Source organism: Paenibacillus puldeungensis, from assembly GCF_042678945.1.
GTDB lineage: Bacteria > Bacillota > Bacilli > Paenibacillales > Paenibacillaceae > Fontibacillus > Fontibacillus puldeungensis.
In genome coordinates this window covers 180,433-202,409 of sequence record NZ_JBHTLM010000002.1, presented here as the reverse complement: position 1 = coordinate 202,409, position 21,977 = coordinate 180,433, and the positions used below count along the sequence as shown (strand labels likewise).

Genomic DNA, 21,977 nt, shown 5'->3' with positions numbered 1-21,977 from the left:
ATTTCGTAACGAACCTTGGACAAAAAAATGACAATATTGCCTCAAACCCAAAAACTGGTGTTCCGATGTTATCTATAATATTGAATTACACCTAGCAAATTGGTAGAATATTCTATTATAGTAACTAAACTTCTATATTTAAGGAGAGGACCGGATGACATCCCAACAGGAAGCGACTTTACAGTCCATGATCAACTGGCTGGAGGATGAACATGAGCTCGGCCGGAAGCCCAGCAGAATCGAAATCGCAGGACAGTTTGATTTGCACGGCATGCATTACTACATATTCAGGTACAAGAAAACACTGCTAGGAAAATGGCTGCTTGGCGTCTGCGGCGGCTATGAGAGTCCAACCGACACCGAGCACTGCGGCCATATATTTAGCGAAATGCAGCCGTATGATCCCGCTACCGCTGAGCAGGAAGCCATCGCTATGGTAGAAATGATTCGCGAGTACTGGATGCAGCAGGCGGCTGCTATAGAAGAAGCTGAAACCGATGAACAAGAGGACGATTCGAACGGATCTGGCGGTATTTTTAACGGATTCGTTCTGCTGAACACTCTGGAATGCGATATGGAACTGATAAAGAAACACCTTCTGCAGGACTGGAATATATCCACCGTGCCACCTGAGGGGAGCCAAGAAGCTCGCGAAGAAAAAGAAGGCATCCTTGTGTTTGATGTCGGCGGTTCCACATTGGCGGTCAGTTTCGTCGAAGCTCCCGTACCGGATGGCGAGGCCGAATACAATGCTCAATCGAATTATCTCTGGCCTGAGGCGGTGGAAGTGACCAAGACTCACGTCGCTCAAATTATTCTGGCCGTAATTACCCGCTCAGGATCCTCCCTGGACAGCGGCAGATTGTATACGAAGCTGGCGGCCAGCTGCTTGAAGCTCCCTAATGCGATAGGTATCTATACATCCGGCACCGTGTTTCAACCTCAGTTGTATCTGGAAATGGCCGATATTATGAAAACCGATAATACCTTACCTTTGATGAACCTCGTTTACTATGGACTTGTCAAAACGGAAGCCGGATTCAGCGGGTATACCTACGGTTTAAAATCATTTGGCAAGGATGAAATCGAAGTGCTGGACAGCCAGGTCTCTCCTGATGAGCTGCATGACTTTCTGCTTAACATCTCCTCCTACATCGTCGAGCAGAATGTCACGCTTAAAGATGGCGAAACGATCGGCTACTCAGCGGAACAGAAGCTGCCAATTACCCGCTCCGAGGGCGTGTATGTGGGCGGAGAGAGTTTGAAGATTAAGTTTTGACTTCAATCTATGTTTAATGAAAGACCTGGCGGAAAATCTTCGTCAGGTCTTTTGATGTGCAAATCGTTAATGTTATAGCCAAAATTCATTACTAAATGCATTTTATACAGCTATTTTCGGGCAAATTGTGGATTTCTGAATTTTAACTGCAAAACCTGCAGCTAAAATAGGCCAATTGGGCTTGAGTGAGCTGTTTTGCTCCATTTAGCTGCACTTTGTGCAGCTAAATGTCTAAGGCTGGCATCTTGGCGAGATTAACTGTACTAAATGCAGTTAGTGCGTTCGAGATTATGAGAAGGCCAGCCATTCTGGCCGATACTCACTTTTCATTCGTCATATGTGCATATAAGTACACTTTTGCTGACCACCTGCAAGGGCCGACAGCAAGGAGTAGTGTTATGCTTTTTTCATCTTTTCCAATTTCTTTTTGAGCTTGCCAAACTCGTCCAGCATGGCTGGCCGCCGCGGATACATCCCACATAGGCGGTCAATAAGCTGCAAACTGCTCTGATGAGCTCCGGCATCAAAGTAGTTTTTAAGAAGCTTGCATACCTCTTTATACTTTCTTCGTTCCGTCGCTTCCCCCGTCTGGCTAATAATATATTCCTCATATATCGAGTAAGTCTTCTCCGGGTACTTCCGGGCTACCTTTTTCCCATAGTATTCAATAAGATGTTTATTCTCACTCAACAGCTCCAACAATTTCTCTGTTTCGCCCGCCCGATCAAGCACCGAAGCATAGTCGTTAGAAAGTAATTTTTTTGACAGATCCAATAGCATCGGTTCTTTCTTTTGCTCCCAGACTCCCGCCGCTTCATATAAGCCTTGGAGTTTACTGTAGTAGCTTGGATGTCCCTGAACAAGAATGTAATAAACGATTTCAGTCAATTTCTCCTGGTTCGCGGTTTCCGTGTATATTCGCTCTAGATAATTTGCCCATTTCGATCTCCGTTGAAAACTGTACTCTTTGTGCAAAGCCTGAATACAGAGTTTTTCGGCCTTTTCGTAGCTTTCCTCTAAAAAAGCATCCTCCACCGCTATGACTCTGAGTCGGTCGACATCAATATGCTCCATAAGATAGTCGTCAGCTACCTCCCGGCCTTTCAATTGCTTCAGAAGTTTGTAGGTAATGACATGTTCTTCAGGATACTTGGATCCATCGTACAGCCTGCCAAGCGTCTCAAATACTTCAAAAACCCTTTGCACCTGCTTATCATGGTGAACTAGAAATACGACAGCCTCCATCAGTTGATAGCCGAAATCCGGCCAATCCTTCAGCGTTTTGAGCTTTGCCGTTTTGATAATCGTTTCAAAAAAATAGCTTTGGTTCGCCTCATCTTCCGATTGGCATAATTGTTGGATCACCGAGGTACAACTTCGAACGACTTCCCCAAGCGCTCCGGAGGAATCATCGGCATGACTAATCAGCTTCACAGCTTCTTTAAACACCATGATCAGAATATCAAAGGTCATCACAGGATCGGAAAGAGCTTCTGCTGACTCTATGATGGATGACATTTCTGTGCTCACGCGAAGGCAACCGCTGTAATGGACAAATCCCCGGTCTGAGTTATGTCGAATCGAAATCTTGAGTTGGCCTTTTATTTCATTTAAATATTGGGTATCCGGCATACCTTCACTTCACCATCCACTCTGAATTCATTTACTTATTAATGTTAATTGGATTGCTAACCATTATTCAATCCCCCTCAAAAGAGAAAGTCATTACATTTTAGAATTCCTTGCAACAATCTCTACTAAAATAAAATAGTTCCTATATGAAAATATTTACAAAGTTTAACGTGGAATTAACTGCATGTTAACAAAGTAGGAGTACGATGATTCATGTTCCATAACAATTATCGAAAGGCGATGTTATCAAATGCGATATAAACGTAAAATAAACAAAAAGTGGCTTGCCCCAATTCTTGGATTTACTCTGGCTTTTCCATCTGTCTTATCCGCTCAAGCTGCGGTACCCCCAGCACATGCTTCTGTGAAATCGGTAGAGTTTGTCGGCATGGCTGCTCCAACGGGTGCTGAGCAAATGGCAAAAGTGTACACAGGTGCCTCCGTGAAAGTTACATACAGCGACAACACTGTGAAGACGTTCCCGCTTACCTACAAAACGCTGTACAAATCCACGGACTCGATCGGCGGTACGGTTGCAGGCGTGTCCATTGATGCTAAAGGTAAACCGATTATGGACACCAGCGTACCGAACAATCCCGTTCCTGCTGTTTCCGATTCACCGGACTCCAACAGCTTGTTCCAAGTGCCTGGAATGACCCCGACAGATCTCGGCGGCAATCCGCTTTCCCTTGTTACTCATTATGAATACATTACTTCCAATAACGCAGGCAAATCAGCTTACGGTCTTGTTCCGGCGAGCATGAGCTTGACGACTCTTGACCAGAACAAACAAACTGGCGAATTAAAACCGGTTACCTTGAAAAAAGTAGACTTTTCCGGTGTAGACGGGCTGTGGATTCCGTGCAACGGTTCCCTGTCGCCTTGGAATACGCACCTGGGCAGTGAAGAGTACGATGCCGATGCGCGTGCTTATGAAGCCGATCATAAACAAACCTATGTGGATCCATTCGTGCAAACCTACTACCAAGACACCACGAAAAAAGGCAACCCTTACGCCTACAACTATATCGTGGAAGTTAGCGTAGACAGCAAAAATAATTCGACGGTGCAAAAGCACTACAGCCTCGGTCGCTTCTCCCACGAGCTCGCCAAAGTCGCTCCCGATAGCAAAACCGTATATTTTGGCGACGACGGCGGCAACACGATGCTGTTTATGTATGTAGCCGACCAAGCGAAGGATTTGTCCGCTGGTACGCTATATGCGGCAAAATGGGTTCAAACCAGCGCAGCTAACGGCGGCTCTGCGAACCTGCAGTGGATCAAGCTCGGACACGCTTCGGACAACGAAGTAAAGGCGTTTGTCGACAAAGGTCTGAAATTCAGCGACCTGTTCGAAACTTCTGACAAAGCCGCTGACGGCTTTAAAACGATCAAAACGTATCCTAGCGGCAAAGTGGAATACCTGAAAGTGAAGCCTGGCATGGAGAAAGCGGCTGCATTCCTGGAATCCCGTCGCTATGCCGCTATGCTGGGAGCCACTTCCGAGTTCAACAAGATGGAAGGCGTTACAGTAAACGCCAAGGACAAAAAAGCATATATCGCGATGTCCTATGTCGAGAAGTCCATGGAGAAAGACAAGAAAGGCACCGACCCTACGGATGACATCCAAGTCGATAAAATTTCCGCAGGCGTTACCTATGAGTTGGCTTTGACCGACGGGCAAAAAGATCAAAGTGGCGATTCGATCAACAGCGCGTATGTGCCGCAAACGATGCAAGGTTTGGTATGGGGCGAGGATCTCGCCACACCGGATGCCAAGGGCAACACGGCTGCTGACGACAAGGTAGCCAACCCGGACAACCTGTCCTATTCCGAAACACTGCGCACCCTGTTTATCGGTGAGGACAGCGGCAAGCACGCCAACAACTATCTCTGGGCTTACAATGTCGATACCCATCAGCTCTCCCGCATTTTGAGCACTCCGGCCGGCGCGGAAGCAACGGGCCTCCAAGTGGTTGATGATTTGAACGGCTTCAGCTATATCATGAGCAACCTGCAGCACCCAGGTGACGAAATGATCGTGCCTGAACCACTCAAGACCGATGTACTGAACAGCATCAACCAGAACTTCGACAACCGCAAAGCCGGTATGGTTGGCTATATTGCCGGACTGCCTAGCGCAAAGCAACTCGAGAAGGAAGCGCCAGCAGTTCCAGTGAAAGGCGGTAACAACCATCAATCTTCTACAGATTCGTCCTTAATTGTAATTAAAGATGAAGCTAAAAAAGCAGGCGCCGCGATTTCCTGGAAAGGTCCTAAGAAGCCGATTGTCGTTACCAAAGGCTCGCACAAGCTTGTGTTTACGCTTGGAAGTAAAACAGCTACGATGGACGGCGCGAAAGTACAGCTTCCAGCCACACCTGGGCAGGTAAAAGGCAAAATCATGTTCCCTTCAGGTACATGGAATCACTTTATCGGCATGTAGCCGTATGTGAAAGAAAGCAAGGAACAAGCAATAGAGTGTGAATAGAGCTTCAAAAACAGCTTCGTTAAGGAGAAACCGCCTAGTCCGCTGGGTGGTTTTCTCCGTTTATAACAGGAAAGGGGATTATTTCCAGTGAGTACAATCGAACAGACAAGATGGGCAAAGTTAAAACACCCTCGACACATGAAATGGGGGATCATGCTTAGTTCACTCCTGCTGGTAGCTTCGGTAGCGTTCTCCCCAAGAGCAGTTGCTATGGATATGGGCGGCTCAAGCTCAGGATCAGCCACAGGGGAAGCAGGAGAAGGCCCCGGAATTCAGGTCACGGTGGATGGACGAATGCTGCCTAATCCGGCCATGGAGAGCAGCGATCTGAGCGAAATCCGAGTACAGGTCCGCGATGTTGCCGAAGCGTTGAATCTTCCGGTCAAATGGGACCCGATTCACCATGCCGTCATCGTTGGCAATGGGATGTATCCAGCGATGGACCATACGATGCATGGAAGTGGTATGCATGATCATATGGGCGGCAGCGTAGTCTGGAACGGCCAGCTGTTGCCCGCGGAAACGGAGCCGATGATGATGAACCGGACGGTGTCGGTCATTGCCAGTGCATTGGCCGATGCGATCCATGTAGACTATAAGTTTGATACAGGCCTTCATCGAGTGATGTTTACGACACCGGAGGCGGTGGAGCAGTTCAAAACCGGAATCGCCAAGGTGACGGACGTGCTGAACGGTAAAGGTATGACTCCTGTAATCGCACCTGACGGAACGAAGGAATTTACGCTGACGGCCCAGCTGCATGACTGGTCTCCGGTCCAAGGTGTCGTCACAACGGCCTGGACGTACAATGGACAGGTGGCAGGACCTACATTTCGGGTAACGGAGGGCGACCGCGTTCGGATTCATTTTGTGAACAATCTGCCAGAGCCTTCGACGGTCCATTGGCACGGGATTTTGCTGCCTAATGCGATGGATGGCGTACCGGGTCTAACCCAGCAGGAGGTTCAGCCGGGAAAAACATTTGACTACGAGTTTACGGCAAGCCACGCCGGTACATTTATGTATCACTCCCACTATGACGATATGAAGCAAATCGGTGGCGGGATGTATGGGGCATTCATCATTGATCCGAAGGCACCGCTCGTTCCTGCCTCCGGGTCAGGCGATCTGACGGCGCAAACGAAATACGATCATGATTACACGATGCTGCTCGCCGGCCTCCACGTGAATACGACGATGGAAGAGGAGCAGGACTATTTCACAATCAACGGCGTCAGCTACCCGGATACCCCTCCACTAAACGTTAAAAAGGGAGAAACCGTCCGCATCCGGCTGATTAACATCGACACCATGGAGGTTCATACGATGCATTTGCATGGCATGGATTTTCAGCTTATCGCGAGAAACGGCAGCCCGGTTAAAACTGTTGAGACCATGAACACCGTGCTGATCGGTCCCGGCGAAACCGCCGACATCGCCCTGCGCGCAAGCTCCCTCGGCAAATGGATGTTCCACTGTCATATTCTCGACCATACGATGAATGGCGGGGAAATGAATACGGGGATGGGTGAAATGGGTGGCTTGATCACGGTTATGAATGTAACGGAGTAGAAATCAAACGATCAGCAAAAGAACAATATGCCGAGTGAAAAATGGGGGTCAGCCGAAATCGGCTGGCCTCCTCTTACGCTTACGCTAGGAACTACTGATACCGTAAAACTTGCTGTTGCCGCAGAACCTACTTTTACTGTAGAACTTGCTATTCTCGTAGAACCTACCGTTACCGTAGAACTTGCTGTTCTCGTGGAACCTACCTTTACCATCGAACTTGCTACTCTCGTGGAACCTACCTTTACCGTAGAACTTGCTGTTCTCGTGGAACCTACCTTTACGAATAGGGCTTACCCTTACCTTGCAACTTTCCGTTACCGTTGGGACTTACAAACTAAATGTATTTTCTGCAGTTAAATTCCGCCTATTTGGATCCTTTGGCCATTTAAATGCAGAAAGTGCAGCTAAAAGCAGCAAAATGAACCCGCCAAGGCAAATAGCTTCATTTTAAATGTACGAAATGCAACTAAAACTCCAAAAACTTCAGTTTGTGCGGAAATAGATGCATCAAATACATCTACTAGCGGATGGTCAGTGAGACAAGTACCAAATGGGTGTAAGCAACCTTCCATCACTCAAATGTAGAATAGACTAACTAACTCAAAGGACGGCATCATGCGGTTTTCTTAGATAAAAGTGTGCGTAGGAGAATACTGTGATGATAAAAGCGTGCCTAGGAGAATACTATGATGAAGTCTGCAGGGCGAACAACCTCGACGCTATCTGGCTCAGCCGGTCTTTGATCAAGATCGCCTCGGTGTATTTTGCCGGAATTCCCTCATATCCGTAGTAAATACCGGCTAACCCGCCGGATATCGCTCCGATCGTATCGGAGTCCCCGCCCAAATTCGCAGCCCGCTGGACAACCTCACTAAAGTTCGCTGCGTTGCTGAGAATATGTACTACCCACAGAAACGTATGGACGACAAAACCGCTCGGTTCGCAGTCCGGTTCAGCCTTGATGGAGTCTTCATACATTGTCCCAGCTACCTCGCTTTGGATCGCTGCCCTAAGTTCCTCACCGCCAAGAAGACGATGTGCTATCCGGTTATATATCCTGCAGGCTTCATCACAACGCGGGTCGTAATGCGTCATCCTCGACTGCATCGTAGTTACCCGCTCCATTTCACCGAGATCCGCATAAGCCAGCGCCACCGGCAGGCATCTCATCAAGGAGCCGTTCCCGCCGCTTTGCCCGAGTTCCAGGTCAGCAACAAAAGCCGTCTCAAACCAGTCTCCCTCATACCGTTCAAAAACATGGCGGATAATGTTGCCGATATCTTTGGGCCTCGTGTTATACCACTCCAGAAAAAGACGCCCGATCTTCTCCATCGGCTCCGCGGGGTTCTCCAGAATCCCCTCCGCCACGCATACGGTCATCGCCGTATCGTCGGTCACTTCGCCCGGTGCAAGCCTCCAAACTCCGCCACCGATAATGTCCTCCAGATGCCCGTACCGGGCCTGAATCTCCCTGGCGCTCATAAACTCCGTCGTCCCGCCAAGGGCATCCCCCACCGCCACGCCGAATAAGCAGCCTTTGATGCGGCTTTGCAATAATTGATTGTTCATGAGCTTCCCTCCTTTTGCATTACACTGTAATCCCAAAAAACTCCGCTGCCGTAGCAGTCGTGGCTTTGGCTACTTCCCCCGGGGATTTTCCGATGCTGCGGGCTATCGTTTGAGCGACATGCGGCAAAAAGCAAGGCTCGTTCCGCCCGTCCTTCGGCTTGTTTTTGAGGTCACGCGGCGTTTAAAATGGAGCATCCGTCTCAATCATGAGCCGATCCAGAGGAATTAGCGGCACTAGGTCTAGCAAATGCTTGCCTCGACGTTCGTCACAGATCCAGCCAGTAATGCCTATGTAAAGTCCCATCTCGAGGTAAGTTTCCAACTCGGGCCGGGTTCCGGTAAAGCAGTGGACGACGGCTTTTTTCACTCCGTGTTCATTGAGGATCGAAGCAAAGTCGGAAGAAGCGTCCCGTTCGTGCAAAAACAGCGGCATGTTCAACTCAAGCGCCAACTGGATCTGCTCCGCAAACCATTTTCGCTGCACGTCGCGCGGCGAGAAATCCCGGTTGTAGTCGAGACCACATTCTCCAATAGCTACGACCTGTGGCAGCGCCGCCAGCTTTTTCAGATCGGCAATGGTCCCCTCATTGCAGCTCTTCGCATCATGGGGATGAACTCCTGCCGTGGCGTACAGCTTCCCCCGAAAAAGACCGGCATAGCGGACCGCTTCGGTGCTGCTGCGGAGGCTGGTTCCCGTGATGATTAGTGGCGAGACGCTGCTTGCCTCCGCCCGTTCTATCACCTGCTCGCGATCCTGCTGAAACGAGCGATGCATTAAATTCACGCCGATATCAATCATAGGTTGATTCATGGGTTCAAATGCTCCTTTTTCTAAGAGTTGAAAATCATGAAACAGCCGACCGGGACCCTATCTGCGAGCCATACCTCGTTGCCGGCATAGTAGAAGGTTACGCCCAACTGCTTGGCTTTTAACGTATCGATCTTTAGGATGACCAACTCTCCCCTGCGGCTCCCCGCAAGTGCGGCGAAATGAGTGCCTTCGGACAAGTGAACATACTGCCGGCCCATGGGGCGAAGCCCCTCCTTCTCAATGGAGGGCAGCGCTTTACGGTTTGTGCCATGGTACAACACGGCTGGGGGTTCGCCCGGTGTATACTGAACTTTATCATGACTGTGTCCGTATCTTGTGCGGATGCGGCCGTCCTTGATCTCAAAACGCTGCTTGTCCGAGTTACGAACCACTTGCTCCACATCTTCTAGTGAAGTGGTGGGCCATTGGGGCTGAGCTTGTAGAGCCTCTAGTAAAGAGTCTATCGAACAAGATCCGTCCTCCGGATCCAGGATTAGATTGAACTCCTCCGGGGTATGTCGGAGCACCTTACTCATGAGTTTGCTTAAGCTTTTTTCCTGCGCTGGGTTTAACATGGGGCTTCCTACCTCCTAATTAACTGCTAGATATACATTAACTGTTAACTGTTGGATGTTAAAAATTCGCTGCTTTAGCCGCTCGTATTATGAGCGATTAACCTTCATTTGCTCCTCGCTGCCAACATTCGATTGCACCTATTTGCTGGTAATATCCGATTGCACCTATTAGCCAATGCACATTCCCGAGCTAACGAACTCAATAGCGCTTATTGGGCGATTTTGTGATTTTGCGAGATTCTAACGAATCCAGGAAGTCTTATTCCGGGAGTTCAGCTGCAAAAGTGGCTAATTTTAACTAAATAGCGTCACCGGAGTTCGTTAGACTAGAATACCGTACCCGTCCCATCTACTTCTACTACAGTTATGCCTTCGGGCATTATTGCAAAAGCTCTTAACAAATTCTGAGGTACAACAGCCGACATCTCATGCTATACTTCCTATATTATACGAAAGAGGGTGATCTTGTAGCGATGTGGAAAGAATTCAAAGCTTTCGCCTTGAAGGGCAACGTACTAGATTTAGCTATCGGGGTTATCATTGGTGCAGCCTTTGGAAAAATTGTCACCTCTCTAGTTAATGATCTTCTAATGCCCTTGATCGGCTTATTTATGGGCGGCGTTAACCTCACAGATTTGCAATTTAAGTATGGGGATACTGTCTTAAAGTATGGCGCTTTTCTTCAAACCGTCGTCGATTTCTTTATCGTCTCCTTCTCGATCTTCCTTTTTGTGAAAGGAATCAACAAATTTAAGCGTAAGGAAGATGATCCCAAGCCTGAAGCACCACCAGAACCGACTAAAGAAGAGATACTGCTGACGGAAATCAGAGATTTGTTGAAGCAGCGTTAGGTTGATGGGCATGGTGTGGAGGACGATAAGTTGTTGCACCGGGAATTGCGCTAAAACCGCTGGGTGATGAGTTGGCCCCCTCGGGTATGCGCCTGGTGATGAGTTTGGTGGACCACTAGATGAGCGCCTGGTGATTGCTTGGTAATACGTTGGTAAGAGCGCTTGTTGATGTGCTTGGTGTTGTGCTTGGTGTTGTGCTTGGTGTTGTGTCGGTACTATGCCTCGGATCGCCTAGTTATGGACGTTGGTAATGGATCAGGCAATTTGCTTGTGCCACTGCTTGAGCCATATAAAACTTGCCGTCACGTATCCGTTTGGCTAACGAATCTAATAGCGCTTATTTAGCCAAAGAAGGCGAAATTCAAATTCTAACGAATCCATACGGTCTTATCTGCCCCAAAAGGACCTGAAAATAGCGAATTAATGTAAAATAGCGTTTGCTAGATTCGTTAAAATCTCGTATCCCTCAATTTTGCCCAAATAGTGCTTATTAGGTTCGTTAGCGGGAAGGCACCAGTAGGCAGACGAGCGAGAGACGACAACCACCGAGAACGAGCAGCCTTGCGGAGAGTGAGTTGAACGACAACGGATGGCCGCAACCGAGCACATGAAAAGCCGACCATAAAAAGTGCCTGAACGACAAGGTTCAGGCACTTTTCTTTTACAGCCGCGGATCGATCTCCCGCTCCTGAGCTACCTCAAACAGCAGGTTGGCCGCGACCTCTTGGTACGCCTCATGCTGAGGGGAGATGTCGGCGAAGGGAACCGCCAGCATGTGCATACCGAGCTGGATGCATCCAGCAATGCACGCCGCCTTTAAAGGGCGGCCCCGGCCGCCGATCCCCACACCTCGTGCAGCGCCGACAGGAATAGCTCGTTCAGCCGCGCATCGATTCCGCCCTGCTGCTCCTTGAACCTCGCGGCGACCTCCTCGAAATAAAGGAGCCGCTCCTCCAGATAAGCATGGATCGGAAGCAGCTTCGCCTCGAGATCGAGTTCTTCCCCGGCCTTCTTGCGGGCTAGCAGCTGTATAACCGAGTCCATCAGCTCACTTCCCGCCGGGATCAGTTCCCGCACCAGTGTTTCAAAATCCATCGGCGGCATCGTATTGTGTTTCTCGATCCATGCGCAGGCCAATACCGGACGCAGCACGTAGAAGTATTTTTTGATCTTGACTTGCTCCCCTTGGAGATAACCCCGGTAGTTTCCTTTGGCCATATTGAGATAGTGGTACATACAAGACTTTGGCGAAAACGTGAGCGGAGAAATGCGGCGAATTTGCTCTGCAACGGAATACTTCTCCATGTACTGAATTGGCGATTGCAGCCACTCCAGCAGCGGTGGATTCGATTTGCGGAACAGCAACAGCGCTTTTTTCAAATCCCAGCCGTTGATATCTAGCTGGTCACTGATCGGCCGCTCGATTACATCCCGGCCCTCGAAGATCGATAAATACCACTCCTGCGGCCGGATGTATAAGAACCGGACGTCATAATCGCTGTCTTTTGAAGGAAAGCCCCATGCCCGGCTTCCCGATTCGCAGGCGTAAAGAATGCGAACCCCTTCCTCGCGTTCAATGGTATGCAGTTCGTTTAGGATATTTGCATGGAATTTGGAATCCGTGGTCATCGGGCTTCACTCCTTTGCGGTTTTTCTTGTAAACCTATCTTCGCTCATTTTAGAGTCTGCGAACATGGCGAAAGTATTACGAAGTTTGAAAAATTAGCCAGTCCGGACTACACCGTCCCCTGTTATTACCTGCTACAATAACAATTAGCATATTTAGAAGCGGGTGCATCTCATATGGCCAAGGAAAGCTTTGATAAAGAAATTCAATTTTTACGCATGCTCGTGCTGACAAGCGGTGCTTACAGCAGGCAGCAATTCGCCAAGCGGCTCGGCATTTCCGTACATACCTTTGATAAAACAATTCGCCGGCTAAAAGATATCGTTAGCGCCATGTATCAGCAACTCCCGCAAGAGCAGGGGAAGGAGTTCATGGAGGCAATCCGCTTCAACTATTACGAGTCTACCGACCCGATGCTGCTCTTTCTTTTTCGAGCCAAGTCCCTGAAAGATTCCGAGTCGCATAGAATATCGCTCCTGTTAGCCGCCCTGAATGAGCAATCGCTAACGGCCATGGAGCTGATGGATATGTGCTGCAAAAGCCTGCCGCTGGACGCTTCGCTCCCGGATGAAAAGACGATACGGTCAGATCTTAAATATCTAGAATCGGTCGGTGTCATTCGAAAAGACTCCCCTACTCGCCCTTACCGTTACCGGCTGGAGAACGATCTCGTTCAAGAGCTAACGGATGAGGAGCTATACGATTTATATGATTTTGTCGATGTCATGGCGAATACGCAGGTTCCTTCCGTGCAAGGCTATTTGCTCCGGGACGGGCTAAAAAAGCATTTGCAAAGGCGTATGCCCGAAGAACAAGCGATAGAGCCTTTTCTCTATAAATATCACTATTATTCGCGGATTTTGGATGAAGCGCATTTGTTTACGCTGCTGGATGCGATACGGGGGCGCCGGAAGCTGTGTTTCTTGTACTTTTCCCCAAAATCCGACAAAAGCTATGCCTCGCAAAATACGAATCCTTTGTTTGAACGAGAGACCGAAGGCAAAGCCGAGAAGACGCTCCCCTTGAAGGTCGTTTACGATCACCAATACGGCAGGTGGTACCTGTTGGCGCATGGCAGAGAGGGAATTCGCAAATACCGGATGGAGGGCATGACTCAGATTGAGGATGCAGAGACGGTGCCTGAAGCCTTTTTTGCGAAAAAAACAGCCGAGCTTGACCAGAAAATGCAGTACAGCTGGCTAATCGATACCGGGGCTCCGGTTAAGGTGCGGGCGCGGTTTTATAACCCGGGCAGATCCGAGCCTAACTTTATCAAGGAACGCGTTCTGCTGCAGGGACAATGGGGGACGATCGTGTCCGAGGACGAAGAAAGCTTCGTCTACGAAATCACGGTAAATGGAACGACGGAGATTAAGCCGTGGCTGCGAAGCTTCGGTTCGAGCTGCGAGATTCTGGAGCCCCATCAGTTCCGCCGGGAAATGATTGCTGAGTGGAAGGAGATCAGGTCGTACTATGAATCCGTTTGAAAAGATTTTTAACTACCAGGTCATCAACCGGTTGGAGGATTCCGGCACCTTCATGGTCACCGCACATGAGCGGGCCTGGCTCAAGAAGATGCTGGATCATCCCGCCTCGACCGATGCCTTCACGATGGACACAAAGCAAAAGCTGCTCTCGATCCTGGAAAAGGACCAGGCTATGGAAACGGCAGACTTGGTGCTTGAGAAAGGAAAAAGCGTGGAGAAACAAGTGTATCACCCGCTTCTTCGCTCTTTACGGCAATATATTTTGAACCGAAACGGGATCCAAATTTCCTACCAAGTGAAGGGAGATCGTGTGAACACGGACCACAACGGTCTCCCGTACAAATTGGAATACTCGATGATAAAGCGAGAGTGGTACTTGCTCTGGTATCATCTTCGCCATCAGGCCATTATGAGCACCCGGCTGAACAAGATCATTACGGTGTCGCCTGAACCGATAAGCCCACGCACCGTGGAACGCGCCTTTGCCAAAATCAGCGAGACTCTTGATTCTCGCAAGACGGAAGTCGTCGTTGAGGTGTGCCGTGGTTATCACAAGGAATTGTCGCGCATCCTCTACGCCTTCTCTTGCTTCGAAAAAACCGTAGAGTACGACGAACCAAGCAACACGTACCAGATTCGGATAAGCGTTTTTGCGGATGAGGCCGAATATCTGCTCTCCAAAATCCGCTTTCTGGGAAAACGTGTTCGGGTCCTTGAGGGAGATTACTTGAAACGAAGAATGCTGGAGGCCTCTACCAAAGCGCTTGAGCGGTACAATGCCCTTTCGGCCGAGGAAGAGCTGCCATTATGAGCATAAAGGTTCGCTTGAAGGTAATTTGAAGGTAAGCTTGGAGGCTATCTTAAGCACGCTACTGCTAACAAACTAGTTAAAGCATGGTGGTGCGAGGAAAGCGAGCGGCTCAAAGACAGGCTGCAGTTAGATTTCAGCCCATTTGTGACATTTAGATGTAAAAAGTACATTTATTTGCCCTGTTTTGGTCATTTTTCCCATTTTAGTTGCAGAAAGTGCATCTAAAACATCCCATATCGTGTCCTCTCGGACTAATGAGCTCATTTAAATGTACTTTTTGCATTTATTTTCCTCCTACCGGCTAAAAAGAAAAAAATAAATGTACAAAATACAACTAGCGGCCCGGGGGCTTCGGGCTTCGGAGCTTCGAGACTTCGAGACTTCGGGACTCACTGAATCCCTAACTCCCTACTTCCTGACTTCTTCCCAAACAACAATTTGTCAGTAGGCTTACCCACACACGAAAAAACCGCGGACACCGTTTAGGTGCCGCGGTTCTTTCGCATACATTGGTCTCACTGTGCGCCCAAAATCTCCTTCGCCCTACGGATCGTTTCCTCATCCGGCGGCTTGGTATGGAGGAGTGGGTATTCAATGCCAAGCTCCTCGTATTTGAATTTCCCCATTTCGTGATAGGGCAGGATTTCCACACGCTCCACATTGCGCAGCGTTTTGATGAAATCGGCCAGCTTCCGCAAGTCCGCTTCATCGTCCGAGATCCCGGGAACCAGCACATGCCTGATCCACACCGGTATTCCGGCATCCGACAAATAGCGGGCAAAATCAAGAATGTGCTCGTTCGGCTTGCCCGTTAGCGCGATATGCTTCTGCGGATCGATCTGCTTCAAATCGAGCAGCACAAGATCGGTGTATTTCATAAGCTCCTGCAAGGGTTCGAAAAAATGGCTGTGCCGGGTAAAGCAGCCGCCCGACGAATCGATAGCTGTGTGAATGCCAAGCTCGCGCTTTAAGGTCCGAAATAGCGTGAGCAGAAAATCAACCTGCAGCAAAGGCTCGCCGCCGCTGACCGTAATTCCGCCCCCGGAAAACTTCAGGAACGGGAGGTATCCCTGAATCTCATCGACCAATTCCCGGACGGTGACGATTCTCCCTTTTCCAAGGGTCCACGTGTCCGGATTGTGACAGTACTGACAGCGCAGCAAACACCCTTGCATAAAAACAACGTAGCGGATGCCCGGTCCATCGACCATCCCGGACGTTTCAATCGAGTGAATGCGACCTTCCTGCTGCTCCATCCGCGCCTCCCCTTTTTCGATGACTCCATCGCTGCGGTTAGATTTTTCCATGAAAGGTCCGGTTGATGACATCGAGCTGCTGCTCTCTCGTCAGCTTGATGAAGTTGACGGCATAGCCCGACACCCGGACCGTAAGCTGCGGATACTTCTCCGGACGTTCCATCGCATCCAGCAGTGTTTCTTTGTCGAACACGTTGATGTTGAGGTGATGGCCGTCTTTGACCATATACCCGTCAAGAATAGCGGTCAGATTGTGGACACGTTCATCCAGATTTTTGCCAAGGGCCCCCGGAATGATCGAGAACGTGTTTGAGATGCCGTCGAGCGAGTATTCATAAGGCAGCTTCGCCACGGAGGCCAAAGAAGCAATGGCGCCTTTATGGTCTCTGCCGTGCATCGGATTGGCCCCCGGTGCAAATGGCTCGCCCTGTTTTCTTCCGTCCGGCGTATTCCCGGTCAGCTTGCCGTATACAACGTTCGACGTAATGGTCAGTACGGACATGGTTGTTCTCGACTGCCGGTAGGTCTGGTGCTTTTTCAGCTTGCGCATGAACCGTTTAACCAGATCCACAGCAATCGCGTCGACACGATCATCGTTGTTGCCGTAAGCGGGATATTCGCCCTCGATGATGTAGTCAATGGCGATGCCATTCTCGTCCCGGACCGGACGAACATTAGCATACTTGATGGCGCTGAGCGAGTCAGTGGCGACAGACAGTCCGGCGATCCCGGTCGCCATCGTCCGCATTGTCTCCTGATCATGGAGCGCCATTTCGAGGCGTTCATAACAGTATTTATCGTGCATGAAGTGGATAACATTGAGCGTATTGATATACAGCTCCGCAAGCCATTCCATGACATGGTCGAATGCAGCCATCACTTCGTCATAGTCCAGCTTTTCCGACGAGATCGAGCGCAATGGTGGAGTGATTTGCACCTTCATTTTTTCATCGACACCGCCATTAATCGCATATAGAAGTGCTTTTGCCAAGTTAGCCCGAGCGCCGAAAAACTGCATCTGCTTCCCAATCCGCATGGCGGATACGCAGCAGGCAATACCATAATCATCTCCAAAATAAGTCCGCATTAAATCATCATTTTCGTATTGAATCGAGCTGGTCTCGATCGTCATCTTAGCGCAATAATCCTTAAAATTCTGCGGCAGGCGCGTGGACCACAGCACAGTTAAGTTAGGTTCAGGAGACGGGCCGAGCGTTTGAAGCGTGTGGAGAAAACGGAAAGAGTTTTTGGTGACGAGCGTACGCCCATCCAACCCGATCCCGCCCAGCGACTCGGTTACCCAGGTTGGATCCCCGCTAAACAGTTGGTTATACTCCGGTGTTCTCGCGAACTTCACCATCCGCAGCTTCATGACAAAATGGTCAACAAGTTCTTGAGCCTCTTGCTCGGTTATCCGATCTTCTTTAAGGTCACGCGTGACATAAATATCCAAAAATGAAGACGTACGCCCAAGGCTCATAGCGGCTCCATTCTGCTCCTTGATCGCAGCCAAATAGCCAAAATACAGCCACTGGAACGCTTCCTGCGCCGTCTTGGCGGGCTGCGAAATATCGTAGCCATAGCTGGCGCCCATTTCACGCAGTTCGCCCAAAGCGCGTATCTGCTCCGCGATTTCCTCCCTGGCCCGAATAATATCTTCGGTCATGGCGCGTTCGTCAAACAGGGTAAGCTCCTGCTTTTTACTATTTACCAAAAAATCGGTGCCATACAAAGCCACCCGTCGATAGTCGCCGATAATCCGTCCCCGGCCGTACGCATCCGGAAGCCCTGTGATAACGCCCGATTTACGGGCCAGCTTCATAGCGGGTGTATACGCATCAAAAACCCCTTGGTTATGGGTTTTTCGATAGGTGGAGAAAATTTTCTCTATCTCGGGATCCAGCTTGTAGCCGTAAGATTCGCAGGCATTTTCCGCCATTCGGACCCCGCCGTAGGGCTGAAGCGCCCGTTTGAACGGTTCATCGGTTTGCATGCCAACGACCCGTTCAAGCTCTTTGTTCAAATACCCGGGCCCATGCGAAACGATGCTGGATACGACCTTGGTGTCCATATTTAAGACACCACCGTTTTCGCGTTCTTTTTTGGCCAGATCCATAAACTGTTTCCATAGCTGCTGCGTCGCTTCCGTGGGACCCGCCAGAAAAGACGCATCCCCTTCATACGGTTCATAGTTGAGCTGGATAAACTGGCGGACATCAACCTCTTCTTGCCAGGTTCCTGATTTAAAGCTTTCCCATGCCTGCATAACGTGATTTCCTCCTTTATTACATTCATCATTGCTGTGGGATGCACATAGTATGGTTCAGTCTAAGCAAAACTAAAGAGGGTTCAAACATTGGTAATGACGGTGGATGAAGAGATGCTAACTAAAAGGTGGTAAAACCCCCATGTTTGCACGCTGCTGTTTAAGGGGTAAGCGCTAATAATTATGCGAAAGCAGGAAAAACTGAACATGATTTCTTAAGAGTATATTTCAGGGAGGGATCGAATGATGACTGCCCCAAACAACGAGGCAGAGGGCAAAGACAACACGGCCGAAAAAAACTCCGCACAGGAGGAAGTCAACCGTCTGGTGGCCCGTGCCTTGGCTGCGCAGGAGGCATTCCTGCAGATGGATCAGGAGCAAATTGACCGCATCGTCCAAGCGATGGCGTTAGCCGGGCTGGATAAGCATATGCTGCTCGCCAAAATGGCGGTAGAAGAAACCGGACGCGGGGTATATGAAGACAAGATTACGAAAAACCTTTTTGCCACAGAGTACATTTACCACAGTATCAAGCATGACAAAACCGTCGGAATTATTGAAGAAAATCCATACGAAAATTTTCAGCGTGTCGCCGAGCCGGTCGGTGTGATTGCCGGGGTAACTCCCGTAACGAACCCGACTTCCACGACAATGTTCAAAACGCTGATCGCTACGAAAACGCGAAATCCGATTATTTTTGCGTTTCATCCATCCGCTCAGAAATGTAGTGTGGAATCTGCCCGTACGCTGCTTAATGCAGCCGTAGCAGAAGGAGCACCGGCGTACTGCGTGCAGTGGATTGAGACCCCGTCACTTGAAGCGACCCAGCTATTGATGAATCATCCGGATGTTGCCCTTGTGCTCGCTACTGGCGGCTCAGCGATGGTTAAGGCAGCATACAGCACAGGCAAGCCTGCGCTGGGCGTTGGGCCGGGTAACGTGCCGTGCTTTATTGAAAAAACAGCCGATGTGCGCCAAGCCGTGACCGACCTGATCTTGTCCAAAACGTTCGATAACGGCATGATCTGTGCTTCCGAACAGTCGGTTATCATCGAGGAACCGATCTATGATCAGGTTCGCAAGATGATGACCGACAATGGCTGCTATTTCCTGAACAAAGAGGAAACCGACGCGGTTTCGGGTCTGGTCATCACCGGGGAACGCTGTGCCGTGAACGGCGTGATCGTCGGACAGCCCGCCTACAAAATCGCCGAAATGGCGGGCCTTCAGGTTCCGAAGCATACGAAAATTCTCGTCGCCGAGCTGGAAGGGGTCGGAACCAAGTACCCGCTTTCTGCTGAAAAATTAAGCCCTGTGTTGGCCTGCTACCGGGTACCATCGGCCGAAGCTGGCATTGAACGCGCTGCGGAAATCGTCGCTTTTGGCGGCCTCGGCCACTCTTCGGTCATTCATTCGAAGGACAACGACGTCATCGAGGCTTTTGCAGATAAATTGAAAACAGGCCGTGTCATCGTCAATTCACCATCCACGCATGGCGCCATCGGCGACATTTACAACACAAATCTGCCATCTCTGACACTAGGCTGCGGATCGTATGGCCGAAACTCGACCACCTCAAACGTATCCGCCGTTAACCTGTTGAACATCAAACGAGTGGCATATAGGACGGTAAATATGCAATGGTTTAAAATTCCACCTCGGATTTACTTTGAAAAAGGCGCGACGCAGTATCTTGAGAAAATGCCTAACATCTCCAAGGTGCTGATCGTCACTGACGAAATGATGGTTAAACTCGGGTATGTGGATCGAATCGAATACTACTTGAGAAAGCGTGAAAAACCGGTAATGGTCGAAATTTTCGCCCAGGTCGAGCCGGACCCGTCCGTAGAGACGGTGGAACGCGGCACGGCTATGATGCAGAACTTCCAGCCAGACTGCATCATTGCGCTGGGCGGCGGCTCCCCGATGGACGCAGCGAAGGCGATGTGGTTGTTCTATGAATACCCGGATACGAGCTTCCAATCGCTGAAGCAGAAGTTCCTGGATATCCGTAAACGGGTGTACAAATATCCACGGCTTGGTGTCAAAGCCCAATTCGTCGCTATCCCGACAACCTCGGGCACGGGCTCGGAGGTTACGTCTTTTGCCGTCATTACGGATAAAAAGCACGGCCACACCAAGTACCCGCTCGCGGACTACGAGCTGACGCCGGACGTGGCGATCGTCGATCCGGAGCTGGTCTTCACGCTTCCGAAGACTGCGGTTGCCGATACCGGAATGGACGTGCTCACACATGCCATCGAGGCTTATGTTTCTGTCATGGCGAGCGACTACACCGACGGCTTAGCGCTGCATGCCATCAAGCTGGTGTTCCAGTACCTGGAGAAATCGTTTCACGAGGCCGACCCGATCGCTCGCGAAAAAATGCATAATGCTTCGACGATTGCCGGCATGGCCTTTGCCAACGCCTTCCTGGGCATCAACCATAGCTTGGCCCACAAATGGGGCGGTGAATACCATACGGCGCATGGCCGGACGAACGCGATTCTGATGCCGCATGTCATTCGTTACAATGCAATGAAGCCGTCGAAATTCGCCTCTTTCCCGAAATACCACTATTTCATCGCCGATGAGCGCTATGCAGAGATCGCTCGCATCTTGGGAATGCCGGCCCGTACGACGGAAGAAGGGGTGAACAGCCTGATCGAGGCTGTCCGCAAGCTGAACAAATCGCTCGGCATCCCGGAGAAATTCCAGGATCTCGGCTTCGACCCATCCGACTTTGAATCCAAAGTCGACATGCTGGCCGACCTGGCCTTCGAGGACCAGTGCACCACCGCAAACCCTCGCATGCCGCTCGTCACAGAGCTGGCCGATGTTTACCGGAACGCATTCTACGGCAGGTTCTGAGGTTTTAACCATCACACGCATGTCAAAAAGCGCTTGTTGCTTTAGATGTAAAACATCTAAGCAGCTCGCGCTTTTTGCTTCACAGGATATTTTATTTCAAGACTTTAATTCCATATGTAATCATCTCTTCTGCAAGCTTCGCCATCTGTTCCGGTGTTTCAACTAATCCATTTTTTAACCACGTTTCAAATAAACCGATACATCCAGATAATATGAAACTGTAGAAATATTCAAAATTGTTAACTTTACCGTTATGGAACAATTCCCTCCAATCCTTTAAACATTTTTCACGTACAATTTCTTTTAAATGATTCGCAAATGCAATGTCACCATTGCTGCTGAGAAGAGCAGCACACATGGGGGCATTTTCTTTTAAGAACAAAAAAATATCTGTTAACAAGGGAAGAGGTTGTTCGTTTAATTTACTTGCCGTGTGTGATTCCATAACCTTTGTAAAATCCTTCAGCATTTCTGCTTCTAATTGTTCTACCATATCAAATACATCTTTATAGTGCAGATAAAATGTGCCGCGATTAATATCTACTTTTTCTGTCAGTTCTTTCACAGAGATATTTTTAATGCTTTTTTCGGACATGAGACTGGTTAACCCTTCTTTTAAGGCTTTCTTGGTTTTTCGGATTCTCCTGTCTGATTTTGTGTCAAGATTATTTTCCATAAATTAAGCTCCTCCTTTTATATAAATCCCGTATTCATAATCAACAATTTTAAAATGATGTGTTCATTAATTAACTCTTAAAATGATAGGTGTTTATTAAACAACTTATCTAGAAAACATTGATTATTGTTATTTACTTATGCATTTATTATTATCGAAATATATTTATTAATCAACACAATGTTCATTAAAAAACAAAATAT

General features: G+C 49.2%; 15 protein-coding genes and 1 pseudogene. 8 read left to right on the top strand and 8 right to left on the bottom strand.

All coding sequences use genetic code 11. The annotated features are described in order from the left end of the window. Window positions 1-154: 154 nt before the first annotated feature. Entirely contained in the window at window positions 155-1,279 is a 1,125-nt protein-coding gene (locus tag ACFQ3W_RS03670; RefSeq protein WP_379316723.1) for a DUF4261 domain-containing protein, read from the top strand. 396 nt (window positions 1,280-1,675) lie between these two features. Here ACFQ3W_RS03670 and ACFQ3W_RS03665 read toward each other — a convergent pair whose 3' ends face one another. Further along, window positions 1,676-2,911: a hypothetical protein gene (locus ACFQ3W_RS03665; protein WP_379316721.1), complete on the bottom strand. Its 1,236-nt coding sequence runs from the start codon at window positions 2,909-2,911 to the stop codon at window positions 1,676-1,678. A gap of 250 nt (window positions 2,912-3,161) precedes the next feature. On the opposite strand from ACFQ3W_RS03665, the gene ACFQ3W_RS03660 reads away from it, so the two are divergent. Both ACFQ3W_RS03660 and ACFQ3W_RS03655 read left to right on the top strand, forming a co-directional pair. Next, complete coding sequence (locus ACFQ3W_RS03660) at window positions 3,162-5,357, top strand: alkaline phosphatase PhoX (protein ID WP_379316719.1); 2,196 nt, start codon at window positions 3,162-3,164, stop codon at window positions 5,355-5,357. Window positions 5,358-5,489: 132 nt separating this feature from the next. Next, window positions 5,490-6,974, top strand: a complete 1,485-nt coding sequence (locus tag ACFQ3W_RS03655; RefSeq protein WP_379316717.1) for a multicopper oxidase family protein — start codon at window positions 5,490-5,492, stop codon at window positions 6,972-6,974. 684 nt (window positions 6,975-7,658) lie between these two features. On the opposite strand, the gene ACFQ3W_RS03650 is transcribed toward ACFQ3W_RS03655, so the two are convergent. The 3 genes and pseudogenes from ACFQ3W_RS03650 to ACFQ3W_RS03640 form a co-directional block, all read right to left on the bottom strand. After that, window positions 7,659-8,543 (bottom strand): ADP-ribosylglycohydrolase family protein, encoded by an 885-nt coding sequence (locus ACFQ3W_RS03650; protein WP_379316715.1) that lies wholly within the window; start codon window positions 8,541-8,543, stop codon window positions 7,659-7,661. 19 nt (window positions 8,544-8,562) lie between these two features. Further along, window positions 8,563-9,354, bottom strand: a pseudogene (locus ACFQ3W_RS03645) (TatD family hydrolase). Window positions 9,355-9,374: 20 nt separating this feature from the next. Then, window positions 9,375-9,929 carry an RNA 2'-phosphotransferase gene (locus ACFQ3W_RS03640; protein WP_379316713.1) on the bottom strand — a complete coding sequence of 185 codons (555 nt, stop codon included), beginning with the start codon at window positions 9,927-9,929 and terminating at the stop codon, window positions 9,375-9,377. A 473-nt stretch (window positions 9,930-10,402) separates the two neighbouring features. Here ACFQ3W_RS03640 and mscL point away from each other — a divergent pair, with 473 nt between their 5' ends. Both mscL and ACFQ3W_RS03630 read left to right on the top strand, forming a co-directional pair. Next, on the top strand, window positions 10,403-10,780 hold the full coding sequence (gene mscL / locus ACFQ3W_RS03635) for a large conductance mechanosensitive channel protein MscL (RefSeq protein ID WP_379316711.1): 378 nt from the start codon (window positions 10,403-10,405) through the stop codon (window positions 10,778-10,780). Between the two features lie 628 nt (window positions 10,781-11,408). Next, window positions 11,409-11,600 carry a hypothetical protein gene (locus ACFQ3W_RS03630; RefSeq protein WP_379316709.1) on the top strand — a complete coding sequence of 64 codons (192 nt, stop codon included), beginning with the start codon at window positions 11,409-11,411 and terminating at the stop codon, window positions 11,598-11,600. Here ACFQ3W_RS03630 and ACFQ3W_RS03625 read toward each other — a convergent pair. Continuing rightward, window positions 11,597-12,409 (bottom strand): nucleotidyltransferase domain-containing protein, encoded by an 813-nt coding sequence (locus ACFQ3W_RS03625; RefSeq protein ID WP_379316707.1) that lies wholly within the window; start codon window positions 12,407-12,409, stop codon window positions 11,597-11,599. The two genes, ACFQ3W_RS03630 and ACFQ3W_RS03625, sit on opposite strands and share 4 nt — an antisense overlap. A 174-nt stretch (window positions 12,410-12,583) precedes the next feature. Here ACFQ3W_RS03625 and ACFQ3W_RS03620 point away from each other — a divergent pair, with 174 nt between their 5' ends. Both ACFQ3W_RS03620 and ACFQ3W_RS03615 read left to right on the top strand, forming a co-directional pair. Then, window positions 12,584-13,894, top strand: coding sequence for a helix-turn-helix transcriptional regulator (locus tag ACFQ3W_RS03620; protein WP_379316705.1), 1,311 nt, complete (start codon window positions 12,584-12,586; stop codon window positions 13,892-13,894). After that, the gene (locus ACFQ3W_RS03615) at window positions 13,881-14,705 is read left to right on the top strand and encodes a WYL domain-containing protein (RefSeq protein ID WP_379316703.1); all 825 of its coding nucleotides are present in this window, start codon (window positions 13,881-13,883) and stop codon (window positions 14,703-14,705) included. Before ACFQ3W_RS03620 ends, ACFQ3W_RS03615 begins: the two co-directional genes overlap by 14 nt. Before the next feature lie 515 nt (window positions 14,706-15,220). Here ACFQ3W_RS03615 and pflA read toward each other — a convergent pair. Further along, complete coding sequence (gene pflA, locus ACFQ3W_RS03610) at window positions 15,221-15,961, bottom strand: pyruvate formate-lyase-activating protein (protein ID WP_379317201.1); 741 nt, start codon at window positions 15,959-15,961, stop codon at window positions 15,221-15,223. A 37-nt stretch (window positions 15,962-15,998) separates the two neighbouring features. Further along, window positions 15,999-18,227, bottom strand: a complete 2,229-nt coding sequence (gene pflB / locus ACFQ3W_RS03605; protein WP_379316701.1) for a formate C-acetyltransferase — start codon at window positions 18,225-18,227, stop codon at window positions 15,999-16,001. Between the two features lie 243 nt (window positions 18,228-18,470). Here pflB and adhE point away from each other — a divergent pair, with 243 nt between their 5' ends. After that, a complete protein-coding gene (gene adhE / locus ACFQ3W_RS03600) occupies window positions 18,471-21,098 on the top strand; it encodes a bifunctional acetaldehyde-CoA/alcohol dehydrogenase (protein WP_379316699.1) in 2,628 nt (875 codons plus the stop codon). A 91-nt stretch (window positions 21,099-21,189) separates the two neighbouring features. On the opposite strand, the gene ACFQ3W_RS03595 is transcribed toward adhE, so the two are convergent. Next, a complete protein-coding gene (locus tag ACFQ3W_RS03595) occupies window positions 21,190-21,774 on the bottom strand; it encodes a TetR/AcrR family transcriptional regulator (RefSeq protein ID WP_379316697.1) in 585 nt (194 codons plus the stop codon). Window positions 21,775-21,977: the final 203 nt, after the last annotated feature.

Bases quoted from the DNA above. Each gene is read 5' to 3' on its own strand.
- ACFQ3W_RS03660 (WP_379316719.1), top strand. From the start codon at position 3,162: ATGCGATATAAACGTAAAATAAACAAAAAGTGGCTTGCCCCAATTCTT.
- ACFQ3W_RS03665 (WP_379316721.1), bottom strand. From the start codon at position 2,911: ATGCCGGATACCCAATATTTAAATGAAATAAAAGGCCAACTCAAGATT.
- ACFQ3W_RS03615 (WP_379316703.1), top strand. From the start codon at position 13,881: ATGAATCCGTTTGAAAAGATTTTTAACTACCAGGTCATCAACCGGTTG.
- ACFQ3W_RS03620 (WP_379316705.1), top strand. From the start codon at position 12,584: ATGGCCAAGGAAAGCTTTGATAAAGAAATTCAATTTTTACGCATGCTC.
- ACFQ3W_RS03650 (WP_379316715.1), bottom strand. From the start codon at position 8,543: ATGAACAATCAATTATTGCAAAGCCGCATCAAAGGCTGCTTATTCGGC.
- adhE (WP_379316699.1), top strand. From the start codon at position 18,471: ATGATGACTGCCCCAAACAACGAGGCAGAGGGCAAAGACAACACGGCC.
- mscL (WP_379316711.1), top strand. From the start codon at position 10,403: ATGTGGAAAGAATTCAAAGCTTTCGCCTTGAAGGGCAACGTACTAGAT.
- ACFQ3W_RS03625 (WP_379316707.1), bottom strand. From the start codon at position 12,409: ATGACCACGGATTCCAAATTCCATGCAAATATCCTAAACGAACTGCAT.
- ACFQ3W_RS03640 (WP_379316713.1), bottom strand. From the start codon at position 9,929: ATGTTAAACCCAGCGCAGGAAAAAAGCTTAAGCAAACTCATGAGTAAG.
- pflB (WP_379316701.1), bottom strand. From the start codon at position 18,227: ATGCAGGCATGGGAAAGCTTTAAATCAGGAACCTGGCAAGAAGAGGTT.
- ACFQ3W_RS03670 (WP_379316723.1), top strand. From the start codon at position 155: ATGACATCCCAACAGGAAGCGACTTTACAGTCCATGATCAACTGGCTG.
- ACFQ3W_RS03595 (WP_379316697.1), bottom strand. From the start codon at position 21,774: ATGGAAAATAATCTTGACACAAAATCAGACAGGAGAATCCGAAAAACC.
- pflA (WP_379317201.1), bottom strand. From the start codon at position 15,961: ATGGAGCAGCAGGAAGGTCGCATTCACTCGATTGAAACGTCCGGGATG.